This is a genomic window from Lysinibacillus sp. FSL M8-0134 (genome assembly GCF_038069745.1).
GTDB classification, from domain to species: Bacteria; Bacillota; Bacilli; order Bacillales_A; family Planococcaceae; genus Lysinibacillus; species Lysinibacillus irui.
Window position 1 is genome coordinate 2,116,056 of record NZ_JBBPAJ010000001.1, and the last position, 20,488, is coordinate 2,136,543.

Sequence of the window (20,488 nt, forward strand, 5' to 3'; positions counted from 1 at the left end):
AACAAGTTAGTGTAAATGAGAGTGGTGACAATCAAGATGGATGAACAGAAAAAAGAAAGTACAGAACAGCAGCAGGAATCGACACCAGCTGAAATAAAGCCGGCAGGACAATTTATTCAACTGAAACCGTTTAAATTTATCATGCTCATGTTCTTTACTATTCTTATCACGGCAGGTTTAACGATTTTTGCGTTAACATTTGGTGATAAGAAAGTAGTGGAAGTGAAAGTTCCGGTTGAACGTGCGGAATTTACAAAATTATATGAAGCATTTGATTTACTGAAAAATAACTATTACCAAGATATTGATGATGAAAAAGTAGTCGACGGTGCGATCAATGGTATGTTTGATGCATTAGGAGATCCATATTCTGACTTTATGGTGAAGGAAGAGGCCGACCAATTTAATTCTGGCTTATCTTCTAGCTTCCAAGGAATTGGTGCTGAAATTCAAGAACGTAATGGTTATATTACAGTTGTGTCACCTATCAAAAATTCTCCTGCTGAAAAGGCAGGCTTATTACCAAAAGATATCATCTTAACGGTTGATGGGAAAAGCATTCAAGGCTTCAGTGCAACGGAAGCAGTGGCACTCATTCGCGGGGAAAAAGGAACACCTGTGAAATTAACAGTGAAACGCGGAGAAAATACGGAGCCTATTCACATGACAATTGTTCGTGATGATATCCCAGTGGAAACAGTGTATGGCGAAATGCTTGATGGCAATATTGCCCATATTCAAATTACATCATTTAGTGAACAAACTGCCCAAGAGCTTGACAAAATCCTTGCTGAATACGAAGGTAAAGGCATGAAGGGCATTGTCTTAGATTTACGTCAAAATCCTGGTGGCTACTTAAAAGCTGCAGTAGATATTTCTAACTTCTTTGTACCAGAGGGCAAGGCGATTGTTCAGGTTCAAGAAAAAAATGCAGAGCCACAAATCACAAACGCTATTGCAGGGAAGAAATATAATCTACCAATCACAGTGCTTGTCGATAATGGTAGTGCTTCTGCTTCAGAGATTTTAGCAGGTGCTTTAAAAGAATCTGTTGGTGCCAAAGTTGTAGGTGAAACATCCTTCGGTAAAGGTACTGTTCAAAATGTGACACCATTAAAAGATGGCTCTAATCTGAAATTTACAACAGGCAAATGGTTAACGCCTAAAGGTAACTGGATTAATGAAAAAGGGATTGAGCCTGATGTCAAAGTGGCTTACCCATCTTATGCCTCTTTACCATACTTGAATGCCTCTATTGAAATGAAGGCAGGTTTACAATCTGACTCTGTGAAAGCAGCAGAGGAGATGCTTCAAGTATTAGGGTATGAGCCTGGTGAGGTCGATGGCATTTTTGATGACAATACAGAGCGTGCTGTAGAAGAACTACAAGCAGCGAATAACCTTGAACAAACAGGTATTTTAACTGGTAATACAACGTACGCATTAATGGATGCTTTACGTGCGAAAATGAAAGCGGATGATCCACAGTTATTAAAAGCCAAAGAGCTTCTTTTAGGAACAGCTGAAAAAACTGAGGAATCAACAAACTAACAGTGTAGCTGTCGCAGCAGTCGTCTTTCACGGCATCTGCGACAGCTTTTTTTATAGGAGGACGAATAAGATGAAAGATGTATACCTTTTTAGTGGCTTTTTAGGGAGTGGCAAAACGTCAATGCTCACAGATGTCATTCGCCAACTAAAAGAAAAAAACTTAAAGCCAGCAGTCATTATGAATGAGCTTGGGAAGTTACCATTTGACTCACAGGCAGTAGAAAAAGATATTCCTCTTAAAGAGATGCTAGAAGGCTGTATTTGCTGTTCAGGTGCTGAAAAAACGGAGGCGCAAATTCAATCTCTTCTATTAGATAGTGATTTTGATGTGTTAATTATTGAAACAACAGGTGCAGCACATCCCGTGGAAGCATTAGATGCTGTGTATTCACCCCTTTTTGCTGATAAGCTTAATGTCAAAGGCATTGTCACAGTAGCTGATTCTAAGCTTTGGCTCCATCGTGAAACGCTAACACCGCAAGTACGTTCTTTATTTATGGAACAAATTCGCCATGCACATCTCTTATTGGCAAATAAAACAGATTTATTAACAGAGGTGGAGCAAGGTCAGGTCGTCTACGAGCTCCAGGGCTTAAACCCACATGCCTTTATTTTGCAAACAACAAATGGGCGTGTACCACTACATTTATTAGAGGGATTAAAGGCAACGACACAGGCTGATAAAGCGGACATTGTCAAAGCACCTATTGCCTCCATGCAGCTTGGCTCACGCTTAGTAGAATTCACGGATGTGGAATTTTCTCAGGAGCAGTTTGAAGATTGGATTCGAACATTACCTGAAACGATTTACCGTATGAAAGGCTATGTACCAATTGAGGGCATCAAAAATCCGATGCTGTTCCAATACGCTTATGGGATGGTACAATGGCTGCCCGAGTATATTAAAATGCCAGCAAAACTTGTCATCATTGGAGAGAATGTTGGTTCACTACCTGTTATTGGGATGAATTAAATAAAATGTTAACCTGCGCATTTTTACACATATAGGTCATGTGTAGTTTTACGCAGGTTCTTTTATTTTTATGTAAATGAAATGTAACGCCTTTGTAACATAACTGTAATATTAGAATGGCTATCAGCTATCAATGCTAGCCATCTCTAGCTCTATTCAACAATTGAAATGAAAAAATGAGGAATAGGATCGGTTGCATAAAACATACATTTTTTATTCATTTTAAATGCTGTTTTTCGAAAATATTTACTAGTTTAAGAGGAGTGTCAACCCTCTTTCAAACGTAAGTATTTCATAGATTGGAGAAACCTACTAAAAAGTAGGGTAAAAAAAACCCGATTTTTCGCGCATTTCTTTCCTTGTTGGCGTAGTTAGCAAATGATGGTAGGAATTTAAAGAAAATCATCCCTTACGATTAATGGCAGAGAAGGAGGAATTGCAAACATGAAAAAAACACTCACTGCAATTTGTGCAACATTTCTATTAGCAGCTCCAATTCAAATAGCTTCTGCTGCTACTAATACAACAGAAGGGAATTCCGTAAAGCAGTCAACGAACTGTAATGTTTATTATTATAAATGGTCAAACAATCATAAGTGGAACATTCAATTACCACAGGCATCTACACCATCTAAAGAGACGCCAACTACAAATGATAATACACAACCGACACCAAATAATAATCAACCATCACAAAATGAAAAACCAGCAACAACACCATTTACAACAACACCATCTACAACAACTTCAGATGTAAACGCATTTGAACAAGAAGTAGTTAAATTAACAAATGCAGAACGTACAAAAGCAGGTTTATCACCACTTCAAACTGATGCAAAATTAATGGCTGCAGCTCGTGAAAAATCACAAGATATGCAAAGTAAAAACTATTTCTCACATACAAGTCCAACATTCGGTTCACCATTTGATCGTATGAAAGCTTTAGGTATCACTTACAAAGCTGCTGGTGAGAACATTGCCCAAGGTCAACGTTCACCACAAGAGGTAGTACAAGCATGGATGGACTCACCAGGTCACCGTGCGAATATCTTAAACGGTAACTTTACACATATCGGGGTAGGTTACGTGAAATCAGGTAACTACTGGACACAACAATTTATCCAAAAATAATCAACCGTTTAAAGAAAGATGCTCTATAAGTCTGCCGAGGCTTATAGAGCATTTTTTTTGTTGATTTAATGGGGAGCTACCTTCTAGAAAAGTAGCATATGGCAAAGTAATTAGAACGGATTTCTTCAAATAGGAGCGGGTAGCAATGTAAAAGGAGCGCCTATCCTCTAAATAGGAGCGGGTATTAGGTTAATAAGAGCGCTTTTCGACCAAATAGGAGCGGGAACCAAGGAAATAAGAGCGGTATTCCCGCAAAAAGGAGCGGGTAGCAAAGTAAAAGGAGCACCTTTCATCAAAATAGGAGCGGGTAGCAAAGTAAAAGGAGCGCCTATCCTCTAAATAGGAGCAGGAACCAAGGTAATCGAGCATCTTTCAACTAAATAGGAGCTAATACTAACGTATTAAGAGCGCTTTTCGTCCAAATAGGAGCGTATATCAAGGAAAAATGCGCGCTTCTCTTGACACAAGAGGGTGAGAAGAAATTAGCCTTGCATAACCAACATGAAAAAATGGAAGGGACGCCATTTCTGTATGAGGATCTCGAGACTTATTTTAAAAAATAAAACACCATCAAGATGCTCCTTTTTCCTTAAGGGCATCTTTTTTTATGTCTCTGTTCCCTTATAAGAGTGGCGTTTGAAAACTGCTAAAAATGCTTATACTCTCCATAGAGGAGGCGTTTTATGGATAAAGTGGAATATATGATGAAAAGCCTGCAAAAAGCATTCTACCATTCATCTGATTTGACAGTCAGACAGGTAGATTGGCATGAAGGAAACCCAGCTATTTTATGCTTTTACGCTTCTCTTGTTGATGCGAAGGAAGTACAAAAAGTATTAGATACGATTTATGCACGATTAGATACAGAAAAGCCTTTTTGGAGTGAAACCTTAATTACGACATTAGAAGATTTTGACCTCCCTCTAGCGATTGAGCGGGTATGCCAGGGCGAAACAATTGTTATATTGCCTGAAATAGGGAAAATGCTGACACTTTCTATTATCAACGATGTCCACCGAAATCTTGAAGAACCTATTAATGAACATATTCTACGTGGCTCCCATGAAGGTTTTATTGAAAGAATCGATACGAATTTAACCTTGTTACGCAAACGGGTGAATAATCCAGCGCTTGTCGTTAAATCTTTTCTGGTTGGCAAAGAAACCAAAACAAAAGCGTATTATCTCTACATGGATGGGGTGATCCAACCAGAGACACTGCGTGAGATAGAGAAGCGTATTAGGTCTCTCGATATCGACTATTTTTATAGTATAGGTCAATTAAGTGATGCATTGGAGGATTCTGTGTTGTCTCCATTTCCTCAATTGCTAAATACAGAACATCCTGATCGGGTTGTTGCCAATTTAGTGGAGGGTAAGGTTGTCGTGATGACGAATATTTCACCAACCGCTTTTATTGCACCCGTCACGTTTTTCTCTTTCTATCAAACACCAGACGACTACAATGGTCGAGTAATCGTTGGATCCTTTTATAAAATTGTCCGATTGCTGTCGTTTATAACTGCTGTTTTTTTACCAGCTTTTTATATTGCCGTGATTAGCTTTCACTTTGAGGTATTGCCTTTGGAATTAAGTAATCAAGTGAAAAATGATGTAAAGGATATCCCTTATCGTCCATTAATCGAAGCCCTTATTCTTGAAATTATTATGGAATTAATTCGAGAATCGAGCATTCGTTTACCACAATCCGTAGGGCAAACCATCGGGATTGTTGGAGGCTTAGTTATAGGGGATGCAATTGTAAGTGCGGGCCTAGTATCCAATTTAATGGTCATCGTTGTCGCTCTAACGGCTATTTCCAGCTATGTGGTGCCATCCGTTGAATTGAATAGTACAATTCGTATGCTACGATTTCCGTTTATGGTACTAGCCTCTATGTTTGGTTTTTTAGGGATTGTTGTGGGGATTGTTATTTTACTCATTCATCTCCTCAATTTAACGTCCTTAAAACAGCCGTATTTTTCACCGATCATTCCATTTCAACCAAAAGCGGTCTTTAAAATCTTTTTACGCTGGCCGTTTATTAAGCCATCCGTTCAAGTTACTAGCTTTCAGCCGCCAAAGGATGCACAGGCAAAAAATGAGGATACACCATGAATGTTTCTCTTTCAAAAGCTCAATTTTTTCTTTTATTATTTATCATACAGACAGGTGTTGTTTATATTGCCTTCCAAACACCATTAATCATTGGCAGTCAGACGAATGCTTGGTGGATCTTTATGGTAGGTAGTGTCATACATTATGGTCTACTCCTATTTTTCAAACGTAATTATCAATATTTCTATTTAAATGCATTCTTTCGATGGATCTATCAAATTTATTGGCTGCTGCTAACAGCTATTTTAATTGCCTATATGGGCTATGTATTAGCCTCATGGGTACTCCCGCAGACACCTGAATGGATTGTTGTAGTCATTATTGCTGCACTATCTCTTTATGCCAATGTGAGTAGACCTGAAACAGTCATTAATATGAGTGTCATGCTACTGCCGATTATTTTGCTATTTGTGATTTTTTTAATGCTAGCGCTACCTGACTTAACGTGGAGTAACCTTTTCCCAGTTGAGTGGAATAATAAACAAATCATAGCGGGGATCATTCATAGCACTTACGCTTATTTTGGAATTGAAATGTACCTCATCTATCGACCGTATGTACAGAAGGAATTACAGGTCAAAGGGAAACCATTGTTCATCTATCAACTGGTCATTTTTATTTTTTTCTTTATGTCGATTGTTTTTACGCAAATGTTTTTTGGTTTGGAGGAGATCAAGCTTATTCCAGAGCCAATTATGTATATTTTGAAATCACAGGAAGTCACATTCGTGAAGCGGCTTGATATTTTTTTCGTTTATATATGGCTTTCTTGGTCGATTGTTACGGTCATGATTTTCGGACTGTCTTTTCGTTTGCTGTATTTGAAGAAAAATAGGAAGAAACCGATTGGAAGTATAGTTGTCTATCACATATTGCTAGCTGTTCTTCCGCTCTTTGTTATTAAATTCCGGAGCATAGAAATAATCAAAAACTCTTTACATTATCTATTTTTAGTCTTTACGTTTTTGTTACCCATTGTCATTATCTATTGGAATAAATGGAGGGGAAAAGGTGTATCGTAAGGGGATTCTACTGATGTTGTCCGTCTTGCTGCTTGTCGCTTGTTGGGATGAACGCCTCTATAAAAATGCTTCCGTTGTGACGCTTGTTGGTGTGGAAGGGCGTGTGGGGGAATATAAAGGTTATTATGCCTATCCCAACAATACTGCTCAGCAAACAGAGATTATTATGGCTGAGGGAATTTCACCAAGGGATGTTCGTAGTAAAGCCAATTTGAATGTCGAGCAGACACTTGATTTATCAGAACTATCAACTATTCTTGTTTCGGATCAAACGGTAAAAGAGCCCCTTTATGATATTTTAGATATTTATTTTCGTGATCCCCATAACCCCATTTCCATTAAAATTGCAATAACAGATGGGGATGTTCAACCGTTTATTGACTTAACAAAAGATTTATCGGGTAGTGCAGGAGGCTATTATCAACGGTTTATTGAAAGTTCAGAAGAAAATACCTATTTTCCGAAGCTGGATTTACAGACCGTTGGCTCAATGTTATTTGAACAGACAATCGATATTGCTCTTCCATATATCAAGCTAAGTGAGGATAAAAAGCATGCGGTTGCAGCTGGTTTAGCCTTGTTTTCAGGTCAAACCTTTACGGGTACAGTCTTAACGCCAGATCAATCATTAATGATGCTGCTTTTAATGAATCAATCTAGTAAACAAGCACGAATGAGCTATATGTGGAAGCATGATGGAAAAGAAATGCCGATTACAGCAAATGTTATTCATGTGAAAAGGAAATGGACAGTGAATGAGGAATTACGAAGAATCACGATGGACTATCAAATAGACATGGAAATTGAGGAATTTGCCCAAAATCATTTATATAAAGATTCCATTTTCAAAGATGTTCAACAATTGTTTCAAGATCGTGTGCAGGCTGAATTTGAGGAGGTTTTACGCATTCTTCAAAATCAAAAGTCAGATACATTAGGGATAGGTCGTCATATTCGGGCTTACCACCCAAACATGTTTCAAGAAAACTGGCGTGATGAATTTGCATCATTACAGCTTGTGCCGACAGTTCAAGTAAAAATCATTCGTACAGGAGTTATACGATAAAAATCGCCTTTCTCAACAGGAAAAGGCGATTTTTAATCGTTAGACGGTCACTCTTTTTTGTACGATAAGTAAGCGAATGAGAAGGGTAATAGCACCCATTGTAAGGCCTGCAACAAGTCCAATCCAATAGCCGAATGGGCCAAAATCAGTATGCGTAGCAAGGACATAGCCTACAGGCAAGCCGATTACCCAGTAAGAGATAATGGCCATTATAAATGTTATCATCACATCTTTATATCCTCTTAAAGCTCCCTGTACAGGTGCTTGGATCGCATCAGATAGCTGGAAAATCGCCGCATAGACTAAAAACTGTACGGCATATTCGAGCACCATGCTGTCTGCTGTATACATATGAGCTACTGGTTCACGTAAAATGAATAGGATACAAGCAGAAATAAAGCTAAACAAAATGGCTGTTCCTACACATAGATAACTATAAATGCGGGCATCACGCATGCGTCCAGCGCCAATTTCAAAGCCTACTAATATCGTAACGCCCATGGAAATACTAAGCGGTACCATATATAAAAGGGAAGTGAAATTTAAGGCAATCTGGTGGGCTGCAATTATTTCAGTGCTAAAGTTACTCATCATCATCGTCACGGCAGAGAAAATACTTGTTTCTGCAAATAAGGAAATGCCAATCGGTACACCAATGAGTAATATTTCCTTCCAGCGCAGCCATTCTAGTTTAGGCCATTGGTGAAACAGACGGAAACGTTCGAACGGTACTCGTTTCGCGATAATCCATACCGTAATCATGAAAATGAGCCAATATGTAATGGCTGTTGCGACACCAGCACCAATCCCACCAAGCTCAGGTGCGCCGAATTTACCGAAAATAAACATATAGTTAAGGGCAATATTAATCGGCGTTGTCATTAAAGTAATAATCATCGTGACACGTGTCTGTCCGAGTGCGTCAATAAAGCAACGCATAACAAAGAATAAGAATAGTGGTAATAGACCAGCACACATTGCATAAATGTAGCCCTTGGCAATATTATGTACAGCGGATTCTAAGCTCATCTTGCTAAGTATCCAGTCAATGCCAAAAAAGAGTCCTGAGAAAATAATAATAGCTAGCATGATGGCTACATAAATGCCTTGCTGGACAGCCTTTTTAGCATCCATCTCTTTTTTTGCACCGACAAGATGTGAGACAATCGGTGTAATGGCAAGAAGAATCCCTGACAGGCCAGTATAAATAGGCATCCATATAGAGGAGCCAATCGATACACCTGCTAAATCCGCCGTCCCATAGCGACTGGACATTAAAATATCAAAAAATGAAATGAGATAAATAGCTACTTGTGTCACTAGTATAGGGACAATCATTTTTAAGAGTAATGCGTATTTTTCCTTGATTGTAGATGTTTGGTACATGTTTTATACTTCCTTCATGAACATAATGAACAAGTATAGCATATGTAAAGAGAGAAAAGCTGAATTTTTCATGCTTCATCTATATCTTTTCGTCAGCATATAGTAAAATAGAACACTGTAAACAAAAAGTAGTGCTGACTACAATGGTTTTTAAGGAATAGGAGAATTCATGTGAAACAACAAACAATCATTTTAACCGGTGGTGGGACAGCTGGCCATGTATCGTTAAACCAAGCGATACTCCCGTCTTTACTCGAACTTGGTTATGATGTCCACTATATTGGCTCAGAACAGGGTATTGAAAAAGAATTAATAGGCGAGGCATTTCCCAATGTTCCGTTTTATGGCATTGCGAGTGGTAAATTGCGTCGTTATTTTTCAATGAAAAATTTTACAGATCCATTTAAAGTGCTTGCTGGAATGATGCAGGCTTTTCGTATTATGAAAAAAGTGAAGCCTCAAGTTGTCTTTTCCAAAGGAGGTTTCGTTTCTGTCCCTGTTGTCATGGCAGCGAAACTCGCGGGTGTTCCTGTCGTTATTCATGAATCCGATGTGACGCCAGGTCTTGCTAATAAAATTGCTTTGCCTTTTGCCTCACATGTGTTCACGATTTTTGAAGAAACGCTGAAGCATTTACCACAAGAAAAGGCAACTTGCACGGGCTCTATTATCCGTCCAGAGCTGTTTCAAGGGGATAGAGCAAAAGGTTTATCTTTCTGTGGCTTTTCTACTTTAAAGCCAGTGTTACTTGTCATGGGAGGAAGTTTGGGCTCAGTGGTCCTCAATGAGGCCTTGCGTAAAAACTTGCCAGAGCTTTTAAAGCAATTTCATATTATCCATTTATGTGGTAAAGGGAATTACGATGAAGCGTTAGCAGAGATGCCAGGCTACAAGCAATTTGAATATGTGACTACTGAATTACCTGATTTATTGCATGCAGCTGATTTTATTGTGTCGCGAGCAGGCTCTAACTCCATCTTTGAATTTTTGGCGCTTCATAAGCCAATGCTTTTAGTGCCGCTTTCTGCACAAAAAAGCCGCGGAGATCAAATATTAAATGCCAATTTATTTAAAAAACAAGGCTATGCAGAAGTGTTACAGGAAGAAGAGCTAACAAAGGAATCATTTATGAAATCTGTTCATACTCTAACAGAGCGTAAGGCAGAAATGGTGGAGACGATGGCGAAAACGCAAAAGCCAAAAACACCAGATGAAATGGCGTCATTAATTTTACAATATAAAAAATAAAGGCTATAAAAAGAAGCTATAGGGCATGTCATGTGACAAAACCTATAGCTTCTTCTTATATAAGAGCGTTACATTGCTTGCTCTTCGCCTTCTTGTATTTGATGTGCTGTTGTTAGATAGAATAAATCTTTTGGAATTTTAAATAAATTAAATTGTGCCTCGCCGCTATTGACCTGTGCTAGTAGAGTAGGATGGCTTTCGTTTGCACTCATCACATAAGGGAGTTTTAACGCAGCACGCTGTGATTTTATATTTTCAACCCGTATACGGAGAAAAACCGTATGGAAATTGTATTCAAAAAATAACTCGTTTAAAAATAACATTTTCGCTTTTTGATTATAACCTTTACCTTGGTAAGGGAGTCCAATCCACGTTCCTAAAAAGCCTGCACCGTCCTCAACATCGTGTATACTAATGGTGCCGATTGGTTGACCCCAGTCATCAGTAATGGTCCTCGAGATAGCGAGTCCTCTCGCCTCCTCCTCAATCAGTTGTTTTGTCATAAACCAATATTCATCAGCTGATGTGGCTTTCTGACGGACAAAAGGGAATACAGAAGGGTGTGATAATAGCTCATAAAGCTCTGTACATTCATGCAGGTCTCGATGTTTAAGCATACGAAACGCCTCCTTTACTAGGGTAGTTAAAACAATTCCGTTGAAGCATAAAGAAGAAAACTAAAATTCGTACTGGAATTAAAACCCAAAGAACTAGACGTTATAACTATGATATTCCATAATCTCCCGCTGTCTTACTGATTTCGACCATACCGAAAAAAGGCTAGTTTTTTAAATATAATATAACACAGAAACTGTTTGATGCAATCATTTTGCTCGTAAAAAACAAAATTCAAGTTTAATAGTCAGTAAATTCTGACAAAGGAGATGGTAATATCAATTTTATTGTTGTTTTTTAACATTAAGTCTATCCTATCACTTTTAACTAATATTAATCATTTATCCATTTCTTTAGTAGGATTTAAGTTTTGCTAGAATAGGTAATATATCAAATATTACCCTAAAAAGGATATATTATTTCTGATTCTAGAAAGGTAATTATTTATTTTTATGTTATAATAGTAGTATTATTTTAATTCTACATACGGATACATACTAACATTTTTATCATGATTGCAAGGGTTTTCTGGAGGTGACAGCATGGAGTATCTTTTAAGCGAAGATTTTTTTAATCAATTGTTTATTGGCAAGGATTTTGTTTTTCTCATGAAAAAAATAGGAGACGATTATCAATATATTCGCTTAAACCAAGCAGCTCGAGATCTGTTATCCAATGAGGCGATTGGAAAAATGCTTTCGACTGTTACCTCAAAACGAAATTTCTCGATCATTCAGAAAAAGTATCATCAGGCAATTAGCGAGCATAATCTGGTTGACTATGTAGATTATGCATATGTTCAGTCGGAGGTGCGTAAATACGAAACGTCCGTCAGACCATTGACATATAATAATGAAGACTATATTTTGGCCATCACGAAGGAAATTCTTTATGACCGCAGTATTGAAGATAAATTTTTATTTATGCGGTCCATGTTTGATCATGCCTTTTTCTCTACGGTTATTTTATCTGCTGAAGGCATGATTTACGAAGTGAATGCAAGCTTTATGGAAGGTTTCCAACTAGATAATGACAGCGTCAAGCAAAAAAGGTTTGTTGATCTACCAATCGTTCCAAAAGAAGAAGTGGAAGAAATAAATTTATGCTTACAAATGGCGGCAAGAGGGGAAAACGTTGCAGAAAAGATCATTAGATTGTACACGCTGGACCAACAGGAACGAATGTATTTAGTATCATTATCACCTGTGATGCAGGATGATAATTCTTTTGCTATATTTCTTATCATGCAAGACTTTACCCAATTCACGGTTCAAAAAGCAGAACTACGTTCGAAATCTCACGGGCTTGATGTATTTAAATCTGCATTAAACTCTGCCACGGCCATTGCCGTATTAGATCATGAAGGCAATATTTCTGAAGTAAGTGAAATGTTTTTACAGGCTTGTGGCTATAGTGCAGAGGAGCTAATTGGCCAGCCGTATGCATTAATCGAACCACGGATCCATGGGCAGGATTTTTTGCAGAGCATAAATGACAAGCTTAATGCAGGGGAGATTTGGCAGGGGGAGCTATGCTATCGGACGAAATATCATGCCGATTATTGGGTTGAAGCCACCATTGTTCCATTAAAAAACGAGTTTGGTGACATCGAACAAATTTTAACCATTAACTATGATATTACGGACAAGAAAAGAATGTTCACGGAATTAAAAAATATCGAACGAACTTTCCGCCTCATTACGGAAAATACGAACGATTTAATTGTCATCACGAATGAGGATGGCATCATTATTTATACATCCCCATCCTATAATATGTATTTAGGCTATGACAATGTAGAGCTGCAAGGACAGTTTTACAGTGACATTATTGATGGAGAAAGTAAGAGTGAGTGGCAATCATTCATTAATAATTATTCTGGTCAGACTGATACACAGTTTGAGCTACTACTGAGGGCGAAAGATGGTACGCCGATTTGGACGGAGGGCAATGTCACAGTTGTCCATGACCCTGAACGGGAGAAGGTGTCACAAATCATGATGGTGTCTCGTGAAATTACCCATCGTAAAGAACGGGAAAATGATTTGCTGTATCTAGCTTATCATGATGCTTTAACTCAGCTACCTAATCGACGTTATTTACAAAAGGAGTTTCCGAATTTACTGGTGGAAGCAAACGACAATCAGACATGTGTAGCTATGCTTTATCTAGATGGTGACGATTTTAAAGAGGTAAATGATCGCTTTGGCCATGACACAGGTGATGCATTTATTCAACGATTTGGCGATGCCTTAAACAAGACGATTCGTAGTCATGATATGGTTATTCGTCTAGGTGGCGATGAATTTATTGTCATCTTAACGGGGTTAACGAGAGATATAGAAAAAAGACATAGCCAAATGATGCATATTATTCGTCGGATTCGAGATGAATTAGCATTAGGCTGGATCATTGAAGATCATCATTTTTCACCAACAGCCTCCATAGGAATTGCTTATTATCCCGATCATGGCCAAACACTAGATGAGTTATTGGATTTAGCTGACCAAGCTTTATATAAATCAAAAGAATTGGGGAAAAATAAGCTCTCTATTTCTGGCAGCCATTAAAAAAGTCTGTCCACAAGGTAAACTTGTGAGACAGACTTTTTAATTGGTGTTATGCTAGTACCGTAAATGGATTAAAATCCTTCATACGCTATTTTGGAATAGAAGGTGATACGATGCCTAAAAAGATATTATTAGTAGAAGATGAAAAGCATATTGCTCGTTTTGTCGAACTAGAATTACAGCATGAAGGCTACGAGGTGAAAGCTGCTTTCGATGGTCGAGAAGGACTTGCAATGGCAACAGCTGAAAATTTTGATGTCCTGTTACTGGATGTAATGCTACCTGGCATTAATGGGATAGAGATTTGTCGGCGTATACGTTCACAGTCACAGGTTCCTATTATTTTATTAACGGCTAGAGATGCTGTCATGGATCGTGTAGCGGGCTTAGATGCAGGTGCGGATGACTATATCGTCAAACCGTTTGCGATTGAAGAGCTACTTGCGAGAATACGGACGATTTTACGTCGTGTCACGCCAGCGGCAGCAAACAGTGAATCCCTCTGTTTTCGCGATATCGAAATAGATGTAGCAGCCTATGAAGTTTTTGTGCAAGGGAATAAACTTGACTTAACAAAGACAGAATACGATTTACTGAAACTATTAATCGAGCACAAAAATAGAGTATGTACACGGGAACATATTTTAACGTCAGTTTGGGGATATGATACAGATATTGAGACCAATGTAGTAGATGTTTATATAAGACATTTACGCACAAAACTACCTGGTGATATGAATGCTTATATTGAAACCGTTCGAGGTGTTGGATACGTGATGCGTGAATGAACAAATTAAAAGGATATCTACGCCACCAATCTTTGCAAACAAAATGGATGTTAACGTCGAGTATCGTCATCTTTATTAGTTATACCATTATATGTGTTGTTGTTTATTTATTTCTTCATACATGGTTATTAAATGATGAAGAGAGTAAAGTAGTCCGAACTAGTAAGGATATCATCTCCTTTTTAGAATCTCAGGGTCCCAATATTACGATTCAGCAAATCCAACAAAATACAGGTTTACTGAAATCAATTGCCGATCGAGATGAAACGGTCAGATTGTTTAATGTAGATGGCATAGAAATCCTACGTATTAATCATACGTCAGAAGCCGTACCTCTTACTGCAATGCAAGAGGTTATCGAGACGACAATCGACAAGCAGGATGTATTAGTAATCAACGAGCCATTGCAACTAGGCTTTTTTCAGGGATATATTCAAGTCATACATCCGTTAACAAGCTTTCAATCACTGATGCATTATCTACTGACAGCGATGCTTATAGCAGGGATAGGCGCATTAGTGTTATCGGGTTCTATCGGCTATTATCTTGCCAATTATTTAATGAAGCCATTACGGGAATTGCGTGCATCGATGAAAAAGGTGATGGATCAGGGGTTTAATGAGCCTATCCAATTGACTTATACATCACATGATGAGATTGGCGATTTATTGAAAATGTACAATGCTATGATGAATGAGCTGCAAATTTCTTTTACTAAGCAGCAACAATTTGTGGCAGACGCTTCCCATGAGCTGCGAACACCCATACAAGCAATTGAAGGACATCTTTCACTTTTAAAAAGATGGGGCAAAAACGATCCTGCCATTTTAGAAGAATCGATAGATACCTCTTTATCGGAAATCGCACGTATGCGCAAAATGATAGAGGAATTATTAGAGCTTGCACGGCGTGAAGAAAAAGATCATGCGAGTGAGGCAAATGCACTGGTGGTACTCCAAGCGGTGATAGATGAACTGAAGCTCGTGCATCCACAAGCGCGAATTTTGCTGTCGAAGCATGGTGAAATAGGTCCGTTATTTATTACCGAAAATGCACTAAGTCAAATCGTTCGTAATATAATAGAGAATGCTATTCGTTATTGTGAAAAAATTCCTGAGATACAAATTTCTATTTCTGTTGCTGGAAATTATGCATGTTTAGAAATTGCTGATAATGGTATAGGAATAGCACAAGACAATATTCCGTTTATTTTTGATCGTTTTTATCGCGTGGATGAGGCAAGAAATCGTCAAATTGGTGGAACTGGCTTAGGGCTAAGTATTTCGAAGATGTTACTTGAAAAATACAATGCAACAGTAGAAGTCAAGAGTGAGGTTAATATTGGAACCGTTTTCTTCTTGAAAATCCCGCTAAAATATTAAGAAAAATGCACGCTTTATTTCATTATTCCATCCTTTGCGAAAAAAATTGCTTAATTTGCTAAAAAGAGTTGTATTTTTTGTGAAGAGTAGTAAGATTGAGATGGAAAAAACGTTCTTTAAAATATGGAAAAGTAGTGTGAAACATTCTTTTAAAGAACGGCTAAATATTATATAATTAATTGCAATTTAATTAATGGAACTGCCGAAAGGCAAAATTTGGAGGTCATTTTTCATGTCGAACAACGTTACAACTGTAAGTTCTCCATGGTCAGCTTTCTCTGGTCCTAACTTAGGATATGTGATGGAGCAATACGACTTATTCTTACAGTCTCCTGAAGAAGTAGAACCGGAGTTAGTATCTTTATTCCAACAATTTGGTGCACCAGTAGTAGTAGAAGGTGAAGTAGCTGTAGCTAGTCATACAGCAGCGGCTCCTGCTGGCGATTACAAAAAAGTGTTAGCCGCTGTAAAATTAGCAGACACAATCCGTACACGCGGTCATTTAGCGGCAGATATTTATCCACTGAAAAACCGTGAACTACAAACAGCTCAAATTGAAGAAAGCGCGTTCAACTTAAGCGCTGCAGATTTAGCTGAAATTCCTGCAGCAATCTTCTTCAAAGATGTGCCAGCAAACGTGAAAAATGGTAAGGATGCAATTGACTATTTAAAAGCTATTTATACAGATAAAGTAGCATTTGAATATGGTCACGTAGTAGCTACAGAAGAACGTGATTGGATTCAAGCGCAAATCGAATCAGGCTTATTTAAACAAGCATTATCTCCTGATGAGAAAAAAGCCTTATTAGATCGTTTAACTCGCGTTGAAAATTTCGAGAAATTTATTCATAAAACTTTTGTAGGACAAAAGCGTTTCTCTGGTGAGGGCTTAGATACGCAAATCGTTCTTTTTGATGAAATCATTAAAACAGCAGAAGCGAAAAACGTGGAAAACGTACGTATTGGTATGGCACACCGTGGTCGCTTAAATGTTTTAACTCACATTTTAAATAAACCGTATGACATGATGTTCTCTGACTTTGCACATGTTTCTAATGATTTATTTATGCCAGAGCATGGTCGCCTTGAAATCACAAAAGGTTGGACAGGTGATGTTAAATACCACATGGGTGCTTCTTACAACCGTGAATCAGGTATGAATGTGAAATTGGCTTACAACCCTTCTCACTTAGAAGTTGGAAATCCAGTGGTACTTGGTGCGACTCGTGCAACACAAGATGATACGTCTAAACCAGGTCAACCTGTTTTCGATCGTACAAAAGGCTTAGGCATTCTTGTACATGGTGACGCTGCATTCCCAGGTCAAGGGATTGTAACGGAAGTGTTAAACTTCGCTAAAACAGAAGGCTTTACAACAGGTGGTACAATCCACATTATCGCAAACAATATGATCGGGTTCACAACTGAACATTATGATTCTCGTTCTTCTGTGTACTCTTCTGACCCTGCTAAAGGCTATGAAGTACCAGTAATCCATGTGAACGCGGACAGCCCAGAGGCAGTGGCACAAGTGGGTCGCTTTGCAGCTAACTACCGTCAAACATTTGGCAAAGATATTATCGTAGACCTAGTAGGTTACCGTCGTCATGGTCATAATGAAACAGATGACCCAACTGTAACAAACCCAGAAACATATAAATTAGTTTCAAAACATGAAACAGTACGTGCATTATATGGTGCACAATTAGTGGCTGAAGGTCTTGTATCTACTGATGATGTAGCAGCTTTAGATACAGCTATCTATGCAGAAATGCAAGCAGCCTATGACCATGTAAAAGAAATGGCAGATAAAGATGATCATCATCAATTAGAAATGCCAGAAGAATTAAAAGTAGATTTCCCACAAATTGATACAGCGGTTGGTGCGGAACGTTTAGAAAAAATCAATGAAGAGCTCCTAGTGTTTGAAGAAAACTTTGAGCCTCAGAAAAAGCTTGGTAAAATTTTAGAAAAACGTCGTGATGCTTATGCGTCAGCTAAAATCGACTGGGGTCATGCGGAAACTTTAGCATATGCAACAATTATCCAAGATGGCACACCAGTACGTTTTACAGGTCAAGATGCACAGCGTGGTACATTCTCTCAACGTCACTTAGTACTACATGATAAAAACAATGGCAATGTATTCACACCACTTCACCATATTTCTGGTGCGAACGCATCCTTTACAGTACACAACTCACCACTGACAGAAGCAGGGGTAGTAGGCTTTGAGTATGGTTACAACCTAGAAAACAGCCATGTATTAACTGTCTGGGAAGCACAATTCGGTGACTTTGCGAATATGGCGCAAGTGATGTTTGATAACTTTATTTCAGGGGCACGCTCTAAATGGGGTCAAAAATCTGGCTTAGTGATCCTTTTACCACATGGTTATGAAGGTCAAGGTCCAGAGCACTCTTCAAGCCGTATGGAACGTTATTTACAAATGTCAGCTGAAAATAACTGGTTTGTAGCAAACTGTTCAAACGCAGGCAACTACTACCACTTATTACGCCGTCAAGCAGCGTTATTAGGTACTGAAGGGGTACGTCCACTTGTAGTCGTATCACCAAAATCATTATTACGTCATCCATTAGCAGCCGCTAATGCTGAGCAATTAGCAAATGGTTCATTCCAAGAAGTGATTGAACAACCAGGTTTAGGTGCTAAACCAGAAGCTGTAGAACGCATCGTTTTAGGTACAGGTAAAGTGATGATCGATTTAGCCGATCGCGTGAAAGACGGAGAAGGCTTCGATCACTTACACATTATTCGTGTAGAACAACTTTACCCATTCCCAAAAGAGCAAGTTGCTGGTATTATTGCTAAGTATCCTAATGTGAAAGAAATTGTTTGGGTACAAGAAGAACCTAAAAACCAAGGCTCATGGAATTATGCATTAGAAACATTATATGAACTTTCAGAAGGTAAAAAGCTTCGCTATGTAGGTCGTCCTGCAATGAGCTCAACTTCTGAAGGAGACGCAGATTCTCATAAAGCTGCACAATCAGCATTAATTGAAGAAGCAGTTGCTGAGCCAGTAAAGGTTAAATAATCACATATAAATATTGAAACCGGGCTACTTGCCCTTAAGCGGTAGCCCTTCTATGTGCGTAAGCACGTTAATCAAAGGAGGAAATGAAAGTGGCTGAAATTAAAGTCCCTGAATTAGCAGAATCGATTACAGAAGGTAGTATCGCACAGTGGGTTAAAAAAGTGGGCGATCGCGTTGAAAAAGGTGAATTCATCGTTGAACTTGAAACAGATAAAGTAAACGCTGAAATCATTTCTGAAGAAGCAGGTGTATTAACACAAATTTTAGCTGAAGAAGGCGACACTGTTCTAGTTGGTCAAGTTATCGCAGTAGTAGAAGCAGGCGAAGGCGCAGCACCTGCACCAGCAGCGGCTCCAGCTGAAGCAGCTCCAGCTCCAGCAGCACCACAAGCAGCACCTGCACCAGCGGCAGCAGCTCCAGTAGTAGAAGAAACTTCTGGTGAGCGTGTTATCGCATCTCCAGCAGCACGTCGTCTTGCACGTGAAAAAGGTATTGACCTTGCAGCAGTATCTCCAGTAGATCCACAAGGTCGCGTACGTGTACAAGATGTAGTAGCACACGGAACTGCACCAGCGGCAGCAGTAGCACCTACACCAGTAGCAACTACAGGTGGCCCAGTTGTATTCACACCAGCAGCTAATTCTGATCGTGTAACAATTGAAAAAATGAGCCGTCGTCGTCAAACAATTGCAAAACGTTTATTAGAAGTTAAACAATCAACAGCTATGTTAACAACATTCAACGAAATTGACATGACAAACATCATGGCACTTCGTAAACGTAAACAAGAAGAGTTTGTGAAAGCAAACGACATCAAACTTGGTTTCATGTCATTCTTCACAAAAGCTGTTGTTGCAGCACTGAAAAAATACCCATACGTAAACGCTCAAATCGTTGGCGATGAAATTCATTTAAATAACTTCTTCGATATCGGTATCGCTGTATCAACTGAAGAAGGTTTAGTAGTACCAGTTGTACGTGATGCAAACAGCAAAAACTTCGCTGAAATCGAAAAAGATATTGCTAACTTAGCGACAAAAGCTCGTGATAAAAAATTAGGCTTAAATGATATGGCTGGTGGATCATTCACAATCACAAACGGTGGTGTATTCGGTTCATTAATGTCAACACCAATTATGAACGGTACTCAAGCTGGTATTTTAGGTATGCACTCTATTGTTAACCGTCCAGTTGCTGTAAATGGGGAAGTTCAAATCCGTCCAATGATGTATGTAGCACTTTCTTACGATCACCGTATCATCGATGGAAAAGATTCAGTAGGATTCTTAAAAACAGTTAAAGAATTAATTGAAAACCCAGAAGATTTATTATTAAATTCATAATACCATTAAACCCTGCGAACAATGTTCAGCAGGGTTTTTTTGTGCATATGAAATCTTTCGACCGATTCTATTTTTGAAAGAGTACTAATGTTATATCGTATAGAGGAGCAAAAAAGAAATAAACACAACTTTTCTCACATAGAAAACATACTCTATAATAAAAATGTGTTGTAATTTTCAGAAATATTGACGAAAGCTCAATGATTTAAAATGGATAGAGAACGCATAATAACCTAAT

General features: G+C 38.5%; 14 protein-coding genes. 12 read left to right on the forward strand and 2 right to left on the reverse strand.

Annotated elements, in window-relative coordinates:
* Positions 1-36 precede the first annotated feature (36 nt).
* The 6 genes from MKY49_RS10770 to MKY49_RS10795 all read left to right on the forward strand — a co-directional run bounded on the left by MKY49_RS10770 (position 37) and on the right by MKY49_RS10795 (position 7,860).
* Positions 37-1,551, forward strand: a complete 1,515-nt coding sequence (locus MKY49_RS10770; RefSeq protein WP_274797137.1) for a lmo1851 family serine protease — start codon at positions 37-39, stop codon at positions 1,549-1,551.
* A gap of 70 nt (positions 1,552-1,621) precedes the next feature.
* On the forward strand, positions 1,622-2,524 hold the full coding sequence (locus MKY49_RS10775) for a CobW family GTP-binding protein (RefSeq protein WP_341386191.1): 903 nt from the start codon (positions 1,622-1,624) through the stop codon (positions 2,522-2,524).
* A gap of 444 nt (positions 2,525-2,968) precedes the next feature.
* Positions 2,969-3,655: a CAP domain-containing protein gene (locus tag MKY49_RS10780; protein WP_341386192.1), complete on the forward strand. Its 687-nt coding sequence runs from the start codon at positions 2,969-2,971 to the stop codon at positions 3,653-3,655.
* A 683-nt stretch (positions 3,656-4,338) separates the two neighbouring features.
* The gene (locus MKY49_RS10785) at positions 4,339-5,772 is read left to right on the forward strand and encodes a spore germination protein (protein WP_341386193.1); all 1,434 of its coding nucleotides are present in this window, start codon (positions 4,339-4,341) and stop codon (positions 5,770-5,772) included.
* Positions 5,769-6,794 (forward strand): GerAB/ArcD/ProY family transporter, encoded by a 1,026-nt coding sequence (locus MKY49_RS10790; protein WP_341386194.1) that lies wholly within the window; start codon positions 5,769-5,771, stop codon positions 6,792-6,794. Before MKY49_RS10785 ends, MKY49_RS10790 begins: the two co-directional genes overlap by 4 nt.
* Positions 6,784-7,860, forward strand: coding sequence for a Ger(x)C family spore germination protein (locus MKY49_RS10795; protein WP_312506889.1), 1,077 nt, complete (start codon positions 6,784-6,786; stop codon positions 7,858-7,860). Before MKY49_RS10790 ends, MKY49_RS10795 begins: the two co-directional genes overlap by 11 nt.
* A 39-nt stretch (positions 7,861-7,899) precedes the next feature.
* Here MKY49_RS10795 and MKY49_RS10800 read toward each other — a convergent pair whose 3' ends face one another.
* The gene (locus tag MKY49_RS10800; RefSeq protein ID WP_341386196.1) at positions 7,900-9,246 is read right to left on the reverse strand and encodes an MATE family efflux transporter; all 1,347 of its coding nucleotides are present in this window, start codon (positions 9,244-9,246) and stop codon (positions 7,900-7,902) included.
* 171 nt (positions 9,247-9,417) lie between these two features.
* Between MKY49_RS10800 and MKY49_RS10805 the strand changes: the two genes are divergently transcribed.
* A complete protein-coding gene (locus tag MKY49_RS10805) occupies positions 9,418-10,494 on the forward strand; it encodes an undecaprenyldiphospho-muramoylpentapeptide beta-N-acetylglucosaminyltransferase (RefSeq protein WP_274797145.1) in 1,077 nt (358 codons plus the stop codon).
* Between the two features lie 68 nt (positions 10,495-10,562).
* Here the strand turns inward: MKY49_RS10805 and MKY49_RS10810 are convergent, their stop codons facing one another.
* Positions 10,563-11,111 (reverse strand): GNAT family N-acetyltransferase, encoded by a 549-nt coding sequence (locus tag MKY49_RS10810; protein ID WP_274797147.1) that lies wholly within the window; start codon positions 11,109-11,111, stop codon positions 10,563-10,565.
* A gap of 540 nt (positions 11,112-11,651) precedes the next feature.
* On the opposite strand from MKY49_RS10810, the gene MKY49_RS10815 reads away from it, so the two are divergent.
* The 5 genes from MKY49_RS10815 (at position 11,652) to odhB (ending at position 20,250) form a co-directional block, all read left to right on the forward strand.
* A complete protein-coding gene (locus tag MKY49_RS10815; protein ID WP_274797149.1) occupies positions 11,652-13,679 on the forward strand; it encodes a diguanylate cyclase domain-containing protein in 2,028 nt (675 codons plus the stop codon).
* Between the two features lie 113 nt (positions 13,680-13,792).
* Positions 13,793-14,467 (forward strand): response regulator transcription factor, encoded by a 675-nt coding sequence (locus tag MKY49_RS10820; RefSeq protein WP_274797150.1) that lies wholly within the window; start codon positions 13,793-13,795, stop codon positions 14,465-14,467.
* Positions 14,464-15,849 carry a sensor histidine kinase gene (locus MKY49_RS10825; protein WP_312506956.1) on the forward strand — a complete coding sequence of 462 codons (1,386 nt, stop codon included), beginning with the start codon at positions 14,464-14,466 and terminating at the stop codon, positions 15,847-15,849. The genes MKY49_RS10820 and MKY49_RS10825 overlap by 4 nt, the downstream gene beginning before the upstream one ends.
* 232 nt (positions 15,850-16,081) lie before the next feature.
* Positions 16,082-18,907, forward strand: coding sequence for a 2-oxoglutarate dehydrogenase E1 component (locus MKY49_RS10830; protein ID WP_274797152.1), 2,826 nt, complete (start codon positions 16,082-16,084; stop codon positions 18,905-18,907).
* Positions 18,908-18,996: 89 nt separating this feature from the next.
* The gene (odhB, locus tag MKY49_RS10835; RefSeq protein ID WP_341386197.1) at positions 18,997-20,250 is read left to right on the forward strand and encodes a 2-oxoglutarate dehydrogenase complex dihydrolipoyllysine-residue succinyltransferase; all 1,254 of its coding nucleotides are present in this window, start codon (positions 18,997-18,999) and stop codon (positions 20,248-20,250) included.
* The last annotated feature ends 238 nt before the right edge of the window (positions 20,251-20,488 follow it).